General features: G+C 40.5%; 17 protein-coding genes and 1 pseudogene. 8 read left to right on the top strand and 10 right to left on the bottom strand.

The annotated features are described in order from the left end of the window. Positions 1 to 413 precede the first annotated feature (413 nt). Positions 414 to 1025: a TetR/AcrR family transcriptional regulator gene (locus tag AC1DOK_RS23915; protein WP_477556796.1), complete on the top strand. Its 612-nt coding sequence runs from the start codon at positions 414 to 416 to the stop codon at positions 1023 to 1025. 57 nt (positions 1026 to 1082) lie between these two features. Here AC1DOK_RS23915 and AC1DOK_RS23910 read toward each other — a convergent pair whose 3' ends face one another. Together AC1DOK_RS23910 and AC1DOK_RS23905 are read right to left on the bottom strand one after the other, a co-directional pair. After that, on the bottom strand, positions 1083 to 2663 hold the full coding sequence (locus tag AC1DOK_RS23910; protein ID WP_477556795.1) for a DUF5597 domain-containing protein: 1581 nt from the start codon (positions 2661 to 2663) through the stop codon (positions 1083 to 1085). Beyond that, complete coding sequence (locus AC1DOK_RS23905; protein WP_477556794.1) at positions 2656 to 2814, bottom strand: hypothetical protein; 159 nt, start codon at positions 2812 to 2814, stop codon at positions 2656 to 2658. Before AC1DOK_RS23905 ends, AC1DOK_RS23910 begins: the two co-directional genes overlap by 8 nt. A gap of 202 nt (positions 2815 to 3016) precedes the next feature. Here AC1DOK_RS23905 and AC1DOK_RS23900 point away from each other — a divergent pair, with 202 nt between their 5' ends. Together AC1DOK_RS23900 and AC1DOK_RS23895 are read left to right on the top strand one after the other, a co-directional pair. Then, complete coding sequence (locus tag AC1DOK_RS23900; RefSeq protein WP_477556793.1) at positions 3017 to 3196, top strand: hypothetical protein; 180 nt, start codon at positions 3017 to 3019, stop codon at positions 3194 to 3196. Between the two features lie 132 nt (positions 3197 to 3328). Further along, positions 3329 to 3976 (top strand): 2OG-Fe(II) oxygenase, encoded by a 648-nt coding sequence (locus AC1DOK_RS23895; RefSeq protein WP_477556792.1) that lies wholly within the window; start codon positions 3329 to 3331, stop codon positions 3974 to 3976. 174 nt (positions 3977 to 4150) lie between these two features. Here AC1DOK_RS23895 and AC1DOK_RS23890 read toward each other — a convergent pair whose 3' ends face one another. Then, positions 4151 to 4942: a nucleotidyltransferase domain-containing protein gene (locus AC1DOK_RS23890; protein ID WP_477556791.1), complete on the bottom strand. Its 792-nt coding sequence runs from the start codon at positions 4940 to 4942 to the stop codon at positions 4151 to 4153. A gap of 391 nt (positions 4943 to 5333) precedes the next feature. Between AC1DOK_RS23890 and AC1DOK_RS23885 the strand changes: the two genes are divergently transcribed. The 4 genes from AC1DOK_RS23885 (at position 5334) to AC1DOK_RS23870 (ending at position 8603) form a co-directional block, all read left to right on the top strand. Then, on the top strand, positions 5334 to 5915 hold the full coding sequence (locus AC1DOK_RS23885; protein ID WP_477556790.1) for a TVP38/TMEM64 family protein: 582 nt from the start codon (positions 5334 to 5336) through the stop codon (positions 5913 to 5915). A 10-nt stretch (positions 5916 to 5925) separates the two neighbouring features. Next, complete coding sequence (locus AC1DOK_RS23880) at positions 5926 to 6528, top strand: CDP-alcohol phosphatidyltransferase family protein (RefSeq protein WP_477556789.1); 603 nt, start codon at positions 5926 to 5928, stop codon at positions 6526 to 6528. A gap of 64 nt (positions 6529 to 6592) precedes the next feature. Next, a complete protein-coding gene (locus AC1DOK_RS23875; protein WP_477556788.1) occupies positions 6593 to 7288 on the top strand; it encodes a response regulator transcription factor in 696 nt (231 codons plus the stop codon). After that, entirely contained in the window at positions 7281 to 8603 is a 1323-nt protein-coding gene (locus AC1DOK_RS23870) for a sensor histidine kinase (protein WP_477556787.1), read from the top strand. Before AC1DOK_RS23875 ends, AC1DOK_RS23870 begins: the two co-directional genes overlap by 8 nt. A 125-nt stretch (positions 8604 to 8728) precedes the next feature. Here AC1DOK_RS23870 and pdxR read toward each other — a convergent pair whose 3' ends face one another. Continuing rightward, entirely contained in the window at positions 8729 to 10159 is a 1431-nt protein-coding gene (gene pdxR, locus AC1DOK_RS23865) for a MocR-like pyridoxine biosynthesis transcription factor PdxR (protein ID WP_477556786.1), read from the bottom strand. 228 nt (positions 10160 to 10387) lie between these two features. Here pdxR and AC1DOK_RS23860 point away from each other — a divergent pair, with 228 nt between their 5' ends. Continuing rightward, positions 10388 to 11023, top strand: a complete 636-nt coding sequence (locus AC1DOK_RS23860) for a histidine phosphatase family protein (RefSeq protein ID WP_477556785.1) — start codon at positions 10388 to 10390, stop codon at positions 11021 to 11023. Positions 11024 to 11108: 85 nt separating this feature from the next. Here the strand turns inward: AC1DOK_RS23860 and AC1DOK_RS23855 are convergent, their stop codons facing one another. The 6 genes and pseudogenes from AC1DOK_RS23855 to AC1DOK_RS23830 all read right to left on the bottom strand — a co-directional run bounded on the left by AC1DOK_RS23855 (position 11109) and on the right by AC1DOK_RS23830 (position 15659). Further along, entirely contained in the window at positions 11109 to 12446 is a 1338-nt protein-coding gene (locus tag AC1DOK_RS23855; RefSeq protein WP_477556784.1) for a GntT/GntP/DsdX family permease, read from the bottom strand. 32 nt (positions 12447 to 12478) lie between these two features. Next, the gene (locus AC1DOK_RS23850; protein ID WP_477556783.1) at positions 12479 to 13831 is read right to left on the bottom strand and encodes a D-serine ammonia-lyase; all 1353 of its coding nucleotides are present in this window, start codon (positions 13829 to 13831) and stop codon (positions 12479 to 12481) included. A gap of 64 nt (positions 13832 to 13895) precedes the next feature. Next, entirely contained in the window at positions 13896 to 14270 is a 375-nt protein-coding gene (locus tag AC1DOK_RS23845; protein ID WP_477556782.1) for a RidA family protein, read from the bottom strand. Between the two features lie 291 nt (positions 14271 to 14561). After that, positions 14562 to 15116, bottom strand: coding sequence for a helix-turn-helix domain-containing protein (locus AC1DOK_RS23840; protein WP_477556781.1), 555 nt, complete (start codon positions 15114 to 15116; stop codon positions 14562 to 14564). Positions 15117 to 15295: 179 nt separating this feature from the next. Continuing rightward, positions 15296 to 15367, bottom strand: a pseudogene (locus tag AC1DOK_RS23835) (DNA alkylation repair protein); the annotation flags it as partial. 184 nt (positions 15368 to 15551) lie between these two features. Continuing rightward, positions 15552 to 15659 carry an IS3 family transposase gene (locus AC1DOK_RS23830; RefSeq protein ID WP_477554110.1) on the bottom strand — a complete coding sequence of 36 codons (108 nt, stop codon included), beginning with the start codon at positions 15657 to 15659 and terminating at the stop codon, positions 15552 to 15554. Positions 15660 to 15663: the final 4 nt, after the last annotated feature.

Here is a 15663-nt window from a genome sequence, read left to right as displayed (position 1 = left end):
TTTGACCGCCTTCAGTTTGAATTCTTCTGTATATGTTTGAAATGATTGTCCTTTTTTAGCCATAAAAATATCCCCTCCAAGAGTCACTCCCAACCCTCATGATAACATGACGGTTTTTTTTGAGTGTCTACTTAAAGGGGATAATACCAAATTAGCGGGTTTTTTGCATGCAGAACTCAATATAATAAAACAGCGGCTGTCTATCGTTATATATTTTGAAACAGGAAGTCTTATGTACCTCAACAGGGGTATTGAAGCATTGGCCTCGCGGTAGGTACTCCTATAGCTAAGCAGGATTTACTAGTCACATAATGTTATAATATCATCAACAATATGATCATTACTTCAAAGTTTACAAACGACAACGGACACAGTATAGAGGAGATATAAGGATTAATCGAGGGGATGAAGGAATGGATATGATAACGACAAGGCAACGTATCCTGATGGAGGCAGAAAAACAATTTATAGCGCTCGGGATCGCAAATGCACAAATGAAGGATATTGCATCAGCCGTTAACATTAATAGAAGAACACTGTATCGTTATTTCCCCACGAAAGATGAATTGGCTTTTGAGATCGAAATCCTGGTAATGAAACAAATACAGGACTATCTCATATTAGATATCGGGGATACGATCGGCAAAACCGGTTTTGAAAAAGTAAAAGCGTACTTCTTTCAGGTTGATCTAGATAAAGTCAAAGAACAGATTAAATTCACAGCAGAGTTCGATAGGTATTTTCAGGACAATTACCCGAATCCAGAGCTGGAACAATCGTTTATTGAAGCTTTAAATCCCGATCGGGACCCGCTGTTCCAATATATTCGCGAAGGGGTGACAGATGGCTCAATTCGTAACGATCTGACGGTCGAAGAGCTGTACCACTTTATTAGCCACAGCTTTATCTCCCTCTTCCAACGGCTGATTCTGAGAGAGAACCACTTGAAGTATGAATATTGCGATAATATTGATTTTCACAAATCGTTTCGGAGTATTATATTAAGCGGAATACAGCGCACATGAAAACCGGAGTTTATCAACTTCGATTTCATGTGCGCTGGCATGGAGGTTATTCAATAGTTATGGAGTTAGAATGACCCTTACGACTCCGCAATACGGGGTTGCCCAGAAAGCTCCGAACACGGCTTCATCTCCATTTCGGGTTCGCGTGGGTACAAATTCACCCGATTCGGTCAAATAACCTTCCTCTACGGTAAGATAGTCCACAGGAGTTGATACTAACGACATTTTCATAGCATCCAACCATCCAGGTCCTGACCCGGGAACCATAAAGAGATGGAAGTTACCGGCCAAGTAAAATTCTTGCGGTCCGGCTTCAATGATAAGCCCGTGTTTAGGTCGTCCTGCAGTCAACTGAGGATTACGGGAATGTCTATGGTCCTTGTGATCGCTCAATGGGCCCATATCGATAAAAGGCACTGCTCCGATGTATTGTTCGAATTCAAAACTCTGATTCATTTGATAATCCTCTTCTACGACGGCATGAATTTTGCCTGTACCTCGATACTTCTGAAGCAACGGCAATAAACTCATTACGCTTCGGAAGCTTTCGGCGAATAATACGGCATCTTCCACCAGATTGCCTTCCATATCCAGGATGCTGTCTACGCCAAAACAAAAATAACCGATCGCGTCGTAATCAGCCAACGCCCGAAGCATATTTCGCGCATTAAGCCCGTCCGTGCCGGATTCCGGAACAAACAAAGGATTGTCAGACCGACAATAATCTTCGCACACAATCCTGTAGTCACTATAATTAACAGAGTAAATATCCGGTGCGATCAGATCCAGATGAGGCGCTGTAAATTTCCAAATGTCTAACGTGTTTCTGGTAGGCCCGCCGGAGGGATAGAATCCCGGAATCGGCCATCCCGGAAAAGAGATCCATGTATTAACATACAACGGGATATTGTATACCGCGCGGCCTTCTGCAGCGATATGATCAATATATTTGGCAATTGACCAAGCCGTGCAGAACTCGCCGCCCCTGGCGCCAAGAACGTCCTCCCAACCCCCTTGATCTTTAAAACCGTTTTTCTTCCAGGCTTCCCAAGCATGACCTTTCCCTAACCCCTTCACATGTTCGAGGAGTTCAGAAGGTACAGCCCCGGATAATGCGGCATTTGCCTCAGGTCCATAATCCCTGTCACAGCCAAGAATCCCCGGTTCATTCTCCACTTGTACCGCAATAACCGTCTCCGTGTCGCCATCAGCTTCTTTCAGATGCTTCATCAAAGCGCTGAACGCTCTTGTATCCGCCTGCAGCGCTTCTTCGCAAAAAGCCGAAAGTATATTCATAGGGACGCTGTCGCTGCGAAGCACCCTGAAAAATCGCTGTTTGTCTGTCTTTACCCAGCCAGGACAATAACGCATCTCGCCATTCTTCCAAGTTGCAAACCATAATACGATAAGGTGCAAGTCATTCTTCCGACACTCTTCCAGTAGCATGTCTACCGAAGAAAAATCAAATTGCCCCTCCTGCGGCTCAACCTTATCCCAATATACCGGGGCTTCCAGCGTATTGCCTCCCAATGCCTTGACACCAGCAATAGCAGATGCCAATTCTTCCGCGGTGTAGGCGCTGGAATTTTTGGATTGGCCTCCCATCGGCATGAATGGTTTACCCTTTACTTTAAACATACAATCCTCTCCTGTTCTTATATTGAAATGGGGTAAATCCGAATTTCAACTTCAACGTAGAGATTCCCATGATGATGCCAATAATCGTAACGCCCATAAACACATTACCTTGCGGGATCACCACATGAATACCCGATTCTTCTGGCGGCAAATAAAAATAGATGAGTCATGTTCCCATGATTCCGTGCAGAATCAATCGCCACACGTGTGGCATGTAATAATTGTACAATATTGGTAATAATGACGTCAAGATCCTTGACATGCCCTAAACTATAAAATAAACGAAAGAGACGATGAATGTACTTGGGTGAAGACTAATAGTTTTTTTTGAGGTCGGGGAGGATGAAATCGAAATGGCAGCAAATTGGTGGTTGGCTCTCATTATTATGGTTGTGTTAAACGGAATTGTGGCTTGGACTTTGTTCATGCATCATGAGCCCGTAAGCCGAAGGGCCCGAAAGTGGTTTTATATTGTCGTGAATGTTATTGGGCTCATTCTCGCTGTCTCTCAATTTTTCTGGATGGATTTTTAGACTTCATTATAACAGTGACAAATCAAATAAGTTGATAATTTGAATTTTTTTTGAAATTAATAGAGCGGAAATATCCATTTTATGGTATGTTATCTTAGTAATGGATGTCATTTATATAGGGGCTGCTCGAGGATGGTAAGGAATGCGAAGGAGAAAGAACGGACGATATTTGATCATACTGGAAATACAATCAAGACAGAGGATCGAGAGATTTCAATAATTTCTAAATACGAGGAACCACTGGTTGTCTTATTAGGAAATGTGCTTAGTGACGAGGAATGTGATGAGCTTATAGAACTGTCTAAGGAACGATTGAAACAATCTAGAATTGGAGAAGATCGTGCGTTTAATGAAATTAGAACGAGCAGCGGGGTGTTCTGTGAGGAGAATGAAACCGTTACACGAATCGAGAAGCGAATCTCTCAAATTATGAATATCTCCATTGAGCATGGTGATGGCTTGCAAGTTTTGCAATACACCCCCGGTCAAGAGTATAAGTCCCATTATGATTTCTTTGCAGAGACAAGTCGTGCAAGTGCTAACAATCGAATTAGTACGCTCGTGATGTATTTGAATAATGTGGAGGAAGGCGGAGAAACGGTGTTTCCAAAGCTTAATCTTTCTGTTATCCCTAACAAAGGAATGGCGGTCTACTTCGAATATTTTTATAGTAATCATGAATTAAATGAGCTTACGCTGCATGCAGGTTCACCAGTGATCAAAGGGGAAAAATGGGTGGCAACAATGTGGATGAGAAGACAAAGCTTTCGGGTGTCATAGAGGAATTATTTTGTTGTGTTCTATTTAAAAACAATGTCGCAATCAATGGAAAAGTAGTTAGTGTGGCTACACCCGTAGAAGCTTATGTCGAGTGATCTTCGGACAGGGGTTCGACTCCCCTCGCCTCCACCAAACCATGAAAAAGAGCACCGTATTAGGTGCTCTTTTTGCGTTCTAATTGATCAACGAAGAATAAACATTTTCAAGGTAAGCAGTAGAAACATGTTCCGCTTCTTCTTTTAAAACGAGTACATCAGAATGTTGACGCAAGCTTTGATAGAGGTGGATAGTGCTTTTTAACGCATGGTAGCAACTCTCGAAACTGTGTATTGGGATCGTCCTTTTTAGTTCATCTATTTCAATGGTTCCAAACTGTTCCAGCTTTCTAACGCCTCTAGGGAGTTGACCATTACGCATGGAAACCAAAGGACCTATTACAGCACTGCGAATAAATGTAATATGGTCGATCAATTCAAACCATTCTCCTCTTCCTAGCTTCGTGGCGCCGTAATGGATCCAGACCCAGAATCGGTCCTCTATCCATTGTGCATTTGGGTATGGATGTGAGGGAGAGGTTTCTTTAAGAATTTTACTGATTTCCTGATCTTTTTCCCATAAAATAAGCGGGTTTTCAATCCGTATATCAAGCTCTTGCAATGTAACGAATTTAAGATCGACATGCAGAGGCTCTGGTCCGTATAAGCAAATAACCACACGAGGTTCACCAACATGTTCACCTGTGAATCCAGAAAGCAACTTTCCTAATCCTTCTGCAATGTGAAGCCGTTGATTCATGATTTGCTCCTGGTAGGCTGAGTCATAAACGATGATAAGGTCTAAATCGCTATACTCATCCATGGTATTCGTCATCATGGAACCGCCAGCAAGGAGGCCCCAAAGTCGTTGATCTTGACTGAGTCTTTCCTTTGCTTGATATATGAATCGTTCGTGCACAGGTAAAAGCATATAAAGCACCCCTTATAATATGACCCATAAAAATGGGTATTACGCCAAATTATCATCTCTAATGGTCTTTGTCAATTATAAACGTGGCGCTGCTCGAGTGACATCAAATCTGTGACATCACCCGTAGAAACCTGTGTGGCGTGATCTTCGGACAGGGGTTCAGTCCAAGCGGACTGGAGCGAAGCGGAGGGAGTACGGAGTTTTTATATCCAACCTCTAATATCTTCGGCCGAGGATAGGCATTGTAAGCAAGTAAGATGAAGATATGAACATTCCCCTCGATGTATGCTTCAAGGTTAAGAAACTTTAAGAATTATATAGTCAATCTATTAAGCTTCTTCCTGTAGTATTGTTTTCTGTAATCTACAGAAACAAAGGAGGAAAATACAGATTGGAGGCAAGCAGCAAAGTAAAAAAAGGAATCCTATTCACTACAATTGGTTTAATTTTAGTTACGGCTCTGTATATTTTAAAAGGATACTTGGACGGAGCTTTTCGATCTGTTGGAGCATTTGAAGAATTTATCAGGCAAACTGGTTTGTGGGGTCCTGTTATTCTGACACTCATCCAAGCCTTCCAGGTAGTAGTTCCAGTCCTTCCGGGATTTTTGGGATGCGCTGTAGGAGCTATAGTGTTTGGACCTGTTGGAGGATTTATTTGTAATTATATTGGAATCAGTGCAGGGTCTATTATCGCTTTTTACCTTGCCAGAAAATACGGCGTTAAATTTGTAAAAAATATAATTGCAGAAGATAAATATGAGAAGTACGCCAGTTGGATCGGCAACAAAAAGAGTTATTCACTTGTGCTTTGGTTAATGATCTTATTGCCTTTTGCACCAGACGATTTTTTCTGTTATTTTTCAGGTCTGACCAAGATGAGCGCCAAAAAATTCACATGGATTATCATTACCGCAAAGCCATGGTGTATTTTACTGTATAGTCTATTTTTCGGTTATTTCGCATTGAACTAAGGAGGATCATATGATTGGATATTATAATTACACAGTAGTGCTTACTTATTTAGGGATGCTTTTTTCTTTTACTGGGATCATTAATGCAATGAATGGAGAGTTGAAAGTCGCGCTTGTCTGCCTTATGCTTTCCGGAATTTGTGATATGTTTGATGGAAAGATTGCCAGCACAAGGAACAGGACAAGCTCGGAAAAGCGCTTTGGAATCCAGATTGATTCTTTAAGCGATTTCCTTAGTTTTGGTGTGTTGCCTGCGGTCATTGGATATTGCCTTAACCCGGCAAGCAAGAGCTACCTTTATTTCGCATGCATTTATGTATTGGCTGCCTTGATTCGACTTGCCTATTTCAATGTTAATGAAGAAGAAAGACAGAAACATACTTCGGATGCAAGATCAACGTATCAGGGACTTCCAGTAACTACAGCCGCATTATTAATCCCTGCAATTTATGGGATAAGCTTAATTACGAATCTATCCTTCATCTATTCTTTCGGATTAGCTTGTATGGCGATCTGTTTTGTGCTTCCGGTAAAAATTAAAAAGCCACACATGAGAGGGAAATTTCTTATGGTAATTGCAGGAGTTGTAGAACTCACTTTCCTTTTAGTGTGAGTTTAATGATAAAATGACTGAATACAGTCGTTATCCTGATTTACCAAAGAGAAAGGTGATTATAATGGAAACAAAAAACATATTAATCGTTGACGATCACCCGGAAATCCGTGAGATACTCAGAGTTTTATTAAAAAGTGAAGGATACCATGTGATTGAGGCCGAAAACGGAATAGAAGCTTTGGAGCTGCTGAATCAATCGATTGACCTTGTTATTTTAGACATTATGATGCCGGGGATATCGGGACTGAAAACCTGTGAGAAGATCAGAGAAGACTTTAATGTTCCAATTTTATTTCTGACTGCAAAAACACAGGACTCAGATAAGTCTATGGGACTTTTGATGGGTGGAGATGATTACCTTGCGAAGCCCTTTTCCCATTCTGAACTGACAGCAAGGGTAAAGGCATTACTGCGCAGGTATCATGTATATAAAGGAAAAGATACTGCCAGACAGGATAGTTATATATGCATAGATAACATGAAGATCAACAAGGACTTTAACGAGGTTTTTCTTGATGGAGAAGAAATAAATCTGACCGAAATTGAGTATCAGATATTCCGTTTAATGGCCAGAAATCCCAGAAGAATTTTTTCGGCTCAAAAGCTATACGAAACCGTATGGAACGAGCCTTATTTTTACAGCTCGAACGGAACCGTCATGGTGCATATTCGAAAACTGCGTTTAAAGTTGGAAAACGACCCGCAGAACCCAAAGCATATTGTTACAGTATGGGGGAAGGGGTATCGGATTGAATAAAAAAAGAACCTTTGTAGGAAAACTTCATTTGGAGCTGATCCTGGCAGCAACGGTTGCACTGGCGCTTGCTGCTTCATTTTTTGTTGCCATACAATATGCCTCAAGCTCTACTCTTGATTATTATTTTGAAGCCTCTGATTACTTGGATAAAAAGACCAATGAAGCAGCCTCAGAGCTTCAAAATTATATTACGGAAAATCAGCTGTCAGTTAAGGATACCGATCAAATTCTCAAATGGGTCAAGGAACAAAAGGTTGTTTTTGTAGGAATATCCGTTGATAATATCATTGTTTTTGATTCCTCCAAGTACAACACTCCTGAATACGAAAAGTATGCCATGGAAGAGGATATGCCCTGGTTTCAAAAGTACACGATGACTTTTTCGGATACAGAAGCGACCGCCTATGTTATGGGCTTTTTTGATTACCGAACCTATGTGAATTTTTTTTATGCAGAGGTGGTATTGTCTGTTATTCTGTTTATTATCATATTTACGCTGTTGATACGAAATAAGCTAAATTATATTACCCTACTAGAGAACGAAATCAAAATACTGGAGGGCGGAAATCTGCAGTACGTTATATCTGTAAAAGGAAATGATGAACTAACGTCCTTGGCAAACAGCCTCAATGATATGAGGTTATCGTTTATCAATCAAATGGAAACAGAGGAAAAAGCGCGACTTGCCAACAAGGAGTTAATTACCGCTCTTTCTCATGATCTTCGTACACCACTGACAACACAGACGGGTTATTTGGAAATCTTAAAAGAAAAACATTGGTCAACACAAGAGGAACACGATCGTTATGTAGAAAAATGTCTTGCCACCTGTAAGCAGATGAAACAAATGACAGATCGGTTATTTGAATACTTTGTGGCATTCAAAAGTGATATGGATGAACCAGAAAATGAGATGAAGGAATTTGATGGACTCGAACTGTTTATGCAGCTTATTTCTGAAAAAACCCTCCTTATGGAGGAGGAAGAGTTTTCTTTTGCAGTTTCAGTACCTGAGAAAGACTTTAAGGTTGAGGTATGCATAAGCTCCTTATTCCGTATTTTCGATAATATATTTTCCAATTTGAAGAAGTACGCCGATAAATCAGAAGATATACAGATATCCATAAAAGCAGATGAACACTGCTGCCTTATACAGTTTGATAATAAAATATATGAGCAGAGAGAAAAAATAGCAAGCACAAAAATAGGATTAGAAAATGTGAGAAAATTGATGGAACAGCAATTGGGAGAATTGATCCTACATGAAAATGATCAACGTTTTTCGTTGACGCTTAAATTTCCTATCGTTTATTAAAGGAAATCGACATGCTCACAGAAATACCAAGTCGTTTTGATAGGCTGAAAAGCTCGTCAAAGTGACTTTTTTTATAATATATGAAAGTATAAGTCGAAGCCGGAGCAACGGCTGTTATGCTTGTATTATAAAAGCATCTCCGCAAGACGATAAATGCCTTCTTTAATTGCTGCTTCATCTACTTTAGCAAAGCCCAGTACCCATCCTTTTCGATCGCTTTCCAAACAATAAGTGCTGAGTGGATAAACACGGATTCCTTTTTCGAGCGCTTGGTTCGTCACAGCTTCTTCGTCAAACGAGTCTTCAGCTTCAAGAAGCATATGCAATCCCGTTTCAACGCCGCTTAGTTTGAAGCGTTCACCTAGACCGGTCGCAAGGATGGCCTTCGTCATGGCTTCATGCCTGCGCCGATATACATTTCTGACTCTTCTCATATGGCGCATGAAATGACCGTGTTCGATAAAATGAGCAAGCGTTAATTGCTCCATAATCGGAAGATGGCGATAAGTTAACTCGTGGACTTGAGCAAGCTGACGAATGGCCACCTTTGGGCCAATGATCGCCGATATACGAATACCAGGAGCAACCATTTTGGAAAAACTCATCATATACAACGTATTCTGAGGTTGCTGGCTGAACAAAGTTGGGAGCGGGTCGCCGCGATATCGAAACTCGCTATCATAGTCATCCTCAACAATCCAGAATTGATGTTGAGCGGCCATGTGCAGTAATTGCTGCCTACGGGGTTCCGACATGATCACTCCAACTGCGCACTGGTGTGAAGGCGTAACAAAAGCTAGTTTGGATTGTGGATGAATAAGCTCTACTTGTATTCCGTATTCGTCGACAGGGACGGGAACAACATTCATCCGCCGATACTTCATCGCCATCCAGGCAGCGGGGAAGCCGGGATCCTCAACAGAAACTGTTTCTCCTTCACTTAAAAGCGCTTGGGCGATCAAATCTATGCTATGCTGTGCGCCCGAAGTTAATATAATTTGATCGATATGCACGTGAACGCCTCGCTCAAGTAACAAATAACGTTGAATCTGTTCTCGCAGCGGTACGAAACCGTAGGCGTTGCCGTAAGCCCAACTGGCCAGGTCTGTTTCTGTGGAAGCTTGTAGAAACGATTGCCTCCAATTTCTTTGAAAATGTTCATCCAAATAAGGTTCGTGCGGACTAAAATCGATTTCCACACTTCGGTAATCTTTGCCTCTAAACCAGCTATGCAAATGGCCGACTGCAGCGTTTAATAAAGGTAACTCGGGGGTGACAGGGCCTTGAGGTTTAACATCCTTCGTAAAACTAGTCATGTAGGTCCAATCACTTACCCTTGTTCCGCCGCGCCGAGATGTAACGGTGTAACCGCGACTGAATAATTCTTCATAAACAATCTGTATGGTTGAGCGAGAGACACCAACCAATAGAGCGAGTTCGCGAGATGGCAGTAGCAATTCGCCCGGAGGCCATTTTCCGGTTGTGATATTATGAATAGCTTGGTCCAGCAATTGTTGCCATATTGGGCGTTCGTCGTCACGGTTAACCTTTAACATTCGTTTCACCTCCAAGCGTACTTTAAAATATGGATTGTTTAAATCATTGATTTATAACATTTAGGCACATTCCATTAATTGATATACTAACATGATGATAACGTGTGTACAAATTATTAATCCTTTTACTATCGAATAAATCAGCTCTAGAATCCACACATTAACTAGAAATGAATATCTTCTGTTAGATATTTATACCCGCCATATAGAAAGGAAGTTTGAGTATCCATGTTCAGAAAGTTGATTTTAGCTCTTGTTTTCTGTAGTGGAGTCTTTCTGTTGATAGCCGCAGAAAAAGCCGATGCAGAAAAATTGCCAAACGGATCAAAGCCTTCGATCTTTGAAACAATAAAGCACGGCGGCTACATTCTATATTTCAGACATGCAGAGGCGACAATCGGTCAAGATCAACCGGGTTTGAGCTTTGATGACTGCACAACTCAGAGAAATTTAAGTGAAATAGGCAAAAACCAGGCAAAAATGATCGGAAATATCTTTAGAAAGAAAATGATCCCCGTTCAATATCCGGTAATTGCAAGTCCATATTGTCGTGCGCGAGAAACAGCCGAAATCGCATTCGGACAATCCAACGTTGTAGTGAATCCCTTTTTGGCCGCTATCTTGAATATAGGCACAGAGGGATTTTCGGTCGAAGACACTCAAAATGTATTAACCGAATTTAAGAAAATCTTAGAAACTCCCCCGGTTCCTGGTAGCAATAAAATTATTGTTGCCCACAGTTTTCCAGAAGGTCAAGCTCTTGGGGAAATTCCTTACATGGGTAGTGTCGTTATTAAGCCGAAGGGTCAGGGTAACGGATATGAAATTGTCGCCCGAGTAAGCCTTGAGGAGTTTATAAATTAAAATCCATTAGAGTAAGAAAAAAATACGCTAAGCACATAATAAAAAAGTGTTTAGCGTATTTTTAAGATCGTTATAATAGTATTTATTAAATTACTAGAGATAAAAGTAGTATACCACCTAGAGAAACAAATGATGCAATTAAGCAGGCCGCAGTGAAGCTCTTAAACATATCTGGTAACGATAATCCTAAATATTCTTTTACAAACCAAAAACTCGAATCGTTGACATGGCACCAGCCAATCGCTCCGGAACCAATGGCGAGAACGATAATTTCCGGACTCACACCAGGAAAAGCAGCCAGCATAGGCAACATCATGCCTGCAGTACTAATCATGGCCACTGTGGCGGAACCGATCGCAAGGTGCATGAGCCAAGCTATTAGCCAAGCGAGAATAATGGGGTTCATATTTAGTGACATCAAAATCTTAGACAATTCAGTACCTAACCCACTGTCAATTAATATCTGATTAAAAGCTCCACCGCCACCAATAACCAGCAAGATGCCAGCAATCGGTCCAAAACATTGTTCTGTAAGCGATAACAAGTTTTTCATTTTTAAACCACGAGAAAGGCCTAACGTATAATACGCTACAAATACCGAAATGAGAAGTGCTATAATTGGATTGCCTAAGAAATTAACAATAGGCAATAAAGCAGAATCCTCTGAGAGAAACAATGCACTAATCGTTTTTCCTACCATAATGAGTAGGGGCAATAGGATAGTAAATAAGGTAATGCCGAAGCTTGGAAGATTCTCAGCTGGTGTTTCAGCGTTCACTTCTGATTCAGGTATTACTCCAGTCTTGCACTTCTTACTGATAAACTTGGCCCAAACTGGACCAGCTAAAATGGCAGTAGGAGCTCCTATAAGAAGAGCATACAGAATGACTTTACCAACATCAGCTCCCAAAGTTGTAGTAATTGCAAACGCTGCCGGATGTGGAGGCACCATCGAGTGAACGACCATCAGCGATACTGCCAAAGGAATTCCTACACGGAGTAACGACATCTTAGCTTGTTTGGCAACGATGAAAACCAATGGAAACAGTAAAACAAATCCTACTTCAAAAAATACGGGGATACCGCAAATTAACCCGACAATTGTCATTGCCCAGGGAGCCCGTTTTTCTCCCATTGTTTCTAATAATGTTCGTGCAAGACGCTCCGCTCCGCCAGATACTTCCAACATTTTGCCTAAAATCGTACCAAAACCGATAACGGCGGCTAGAAAACCTAACGTTCCAGCCATTCCGTTTTCAATAGAAGTAGCAATCTTAGGAAGAGGCATACCTGTAGCAATTCCCACAAATATACACACTAATATTAAGGATAGAAAAGGATGTATTTTAACTTTAAGAATGAGAAAGATGAGAATTGCTATAGATGCAGCTAATACTAGCATCATCATTGTTCCTGTATCCATTATCTTAACCTCTCCCTATGCTATAAAGTAAATTAGCTCATTGCACCTTTACGGTAGAAATCATCCATAACATCTTTGGGAACCATGCCGCCACCAGTTGCCCAAAGAATGTGAGTGGCATTTTGCATCTTCTGTTCAAGGTGATTATTTTGTAAATAATCTTGTCCAATGGAAGAAGCGTATAGTTGAACTGGTCCAATAAATCCTGCAACTGCCGATGGTTCTAAGAATATTCCTTCTGAATCGGCTAGCTTTCTAAGGATTCGATAGAGACATTCATCTTGAATAGTAAAGACACCACTAATATCTTTCTCTAGTGCTTTGCCCACAAAGCCTGATGGTCTCCCTACGGCAAGCCCATCTGCTGCTGTAATATTATCAACGCCAAATTCCTGAGCTGATACCTCGCTATGCTTACGTGTCATTAAACCTAGCAACATTGCTGGTGAATGGGTTGGCTCTGCATAAAAGCAATGGACATTGTCTCCAAATACTGTCCGCAATCCGAAAGTAATTCCGCCAGGAGCGCCGCCTACACCGCAAGGTAGATAAACGAAAAGCGGATGATCCTGATCGACTGGAATCTTCATGTCATTTAGTTGCTTTTGGAGCCGTTTAGCAGCTACGGCATAACCAAGGAATAACGTTGCAGAATTTTCATCATCAACGAAGTGGCTATTGGGATCTTCCTGGGATTGTTGTCTGCCTGCCTCTACTGCTTTCCCATAGTCGCTATTGTGTTCAACGACGATTGCACCTTTTTGCCGCAATAAATCTTTTTTCCATTGTTTAGCGTCAGTAGACATATGCACAATAACTTTGAAACCTAATTGGGCACTCATAATACCAATACTAAGACCTAGATTACCGGTTGATCCGACCACAATCGAATAATTCGAAAATAGAGTCTGAAATTTTTCATCTGCCAGAATTGAGTAGTCATCGGTTATTGACAGCATGCCATGTTTAAAGGCTATATCTTCGGCCACTTTTAATATTTCGTAAATTCCTCCGCGAGCCTTTACAGATCCAGAGATGGGCAGGTGACTGTCACATTTAAGATATAAATTTCCCACTATTTCCTGATTGAACATTTCTGATAACTTCTGCTGCATTTTAGGGATGTTGACTAATTCAGATTCGATGATTCCGTTTTTTTCCTGGGTCTCCGGGAATACTGTTGCTAAATAGGGGGCGAAGCGAATCAGTCGTTGTTCCGCATCTTCGATCTCAGCTATCCCTAATTCCGTGTTAATAATTCGGTTGTTGCAACTCTCAAGCTGCGGGTTTACCCAGAAAACTTCCTCAGTATCAATGATTTTCTGCAGTTCTGGTAATTCATTTTTCCATTCTTCTACTGTTTTTCCAGCAATGTTGTTAGTCATGTTTACCTCCGTACTAAAATGAATGAATTTTAAATCCAAAGGGTGATTTGGGGTGATTTCACATTTATTTTTCTGCGATAAATTCTATTTCTACTTTGGCTCCCTTAGGAAGACCTGCAACCTGGATGCAGGAACGTGCGGGTTTGCTAGACTTGAAATAAGAGCCATAGATTTCATTCAGACAAGTAAAGTTGGCAAGATCGGTCACAAAAATAGTCGTTTTTACAATGTCTTCAAAAACGTATCCTGCTTCGTTCAAAATTGCGGAGATGTTCTCCATCACTTGTTTTGCCTGTAATGCAAAGTCATCATTCATTTCACCTGTCTGCGGATTAATTCCAAGTTGCCCAGATGCATACAAACGTGAAGCGCTTACAATTGCTTGCGAACAAGGTCCAATAGCAGCAGGAGCGTTATTAGTTATAATAGTTTTTTTCATAAAAATTACATCTCCTTGTTTTGAGGTAACATTCCCATTAATATCTAATTGCAGTTCTAATTGCAGTATATTAATATATGGGCACCTCCATTGTTAATGATATTTCTATCGGAAGTCTAAAAAAGTTAAATCAAATTTAATTAATTAAGTACAAATGAATATTAGCATTTTACGTTTATGAATTCAAGCATAATATTTATCGATTTTTTTGGTAAAAAAAACCGTTTCTGTATTTACTAGTGTGCAATACACTTGTAAATACAGAAACGGTCTATGATTATCATTTGTTTTCTAAAATGTCGGAGGAGTAATAGCAAAAATAACGGTTGCTTCTTTATCCGATCTATTTTCCCACTTATGTTCTATCCCAGGTGGTATTTTTACACTGTCTCCATTATATAAAGTCTCCACATCGTCCCCAATAAATAATACTACCTCACCCGTCAATACATACGCGACTTCTTCACCAATGTGTCTCATAAGTTTTTCGGCAGACTGGGATTCAGGCGGTAATTTCATTAAAACCATCTCAATTGAACCGCTTAAATCCGGAGACAATAATGTATATTCCCAATTGTTCGATGATGGAAATATGATTTTTTTTCTGGAATTTGCTCTGGTAATTAAATCTTTAGTTTGCACAAATTCAGTAAATAAACTAAATAAAGGAACTTCCAATGCATCGGCAATCAAGCGCAGAGTATTCAGTGACGGACTGGAAAGTCCTCTTTCAATTTGGCTTAACATGGATGAAGTTACATTCGTTATTTCTGATAACTGTTTAATAGTATATTTCTTATTTTTACGAAGTTTTACGATTGTTTTACCTAATTCTAGATTATCCATAATACATCATACCTCTTAAAAATTTCTCAAATGTGCCGTTCCTGAGCTTAATAGCAAATAAATATAAAGATATCATAAATCTTAGATATTTTAAAGTTAATATGATTATTGGACTAACAATTTCAGCCCGCTGACATTCTTAGTTCTTCGCCGCTTACGATCCATTTATTGGCAATTTATTGTGCAATATCTGTTTCTGCCAAGGTTACTGCAACCACAAAATCGGATAGCATATAAAAATAAGCCGCGTTCGTTAGCGGGGAAGAGGCAGCCGATAATTTTGGCTGCCTTTCCTAATGGTTATTGCGGTATAGTTCCTCGTTAGCTTAATCACGCGTATAATCACTGCCTAGTTGTTCCTACTACTTTCGTTAATTCTATATTAAAGTACTTAAAGGGTGGTCATACCCCTGTCAAGTAGACAGATGAAAAAAGCTATGCTGCCAGCGCGCACCGGTATTCGATCGGCGCGCGCTGTTTCAGTTTAGATTGGAACCGCTGGTAATTGTAATAATAAATATAATCTTCTACCGCTTGATGAATCTCA

The sequence above is a fragment of the Paenibacillus sp. P5_B5 genome (genome assembly GCF_056400365.1).
This window is presented reverse-complemented; position numbering and strand designations above follow the sequence as displayed.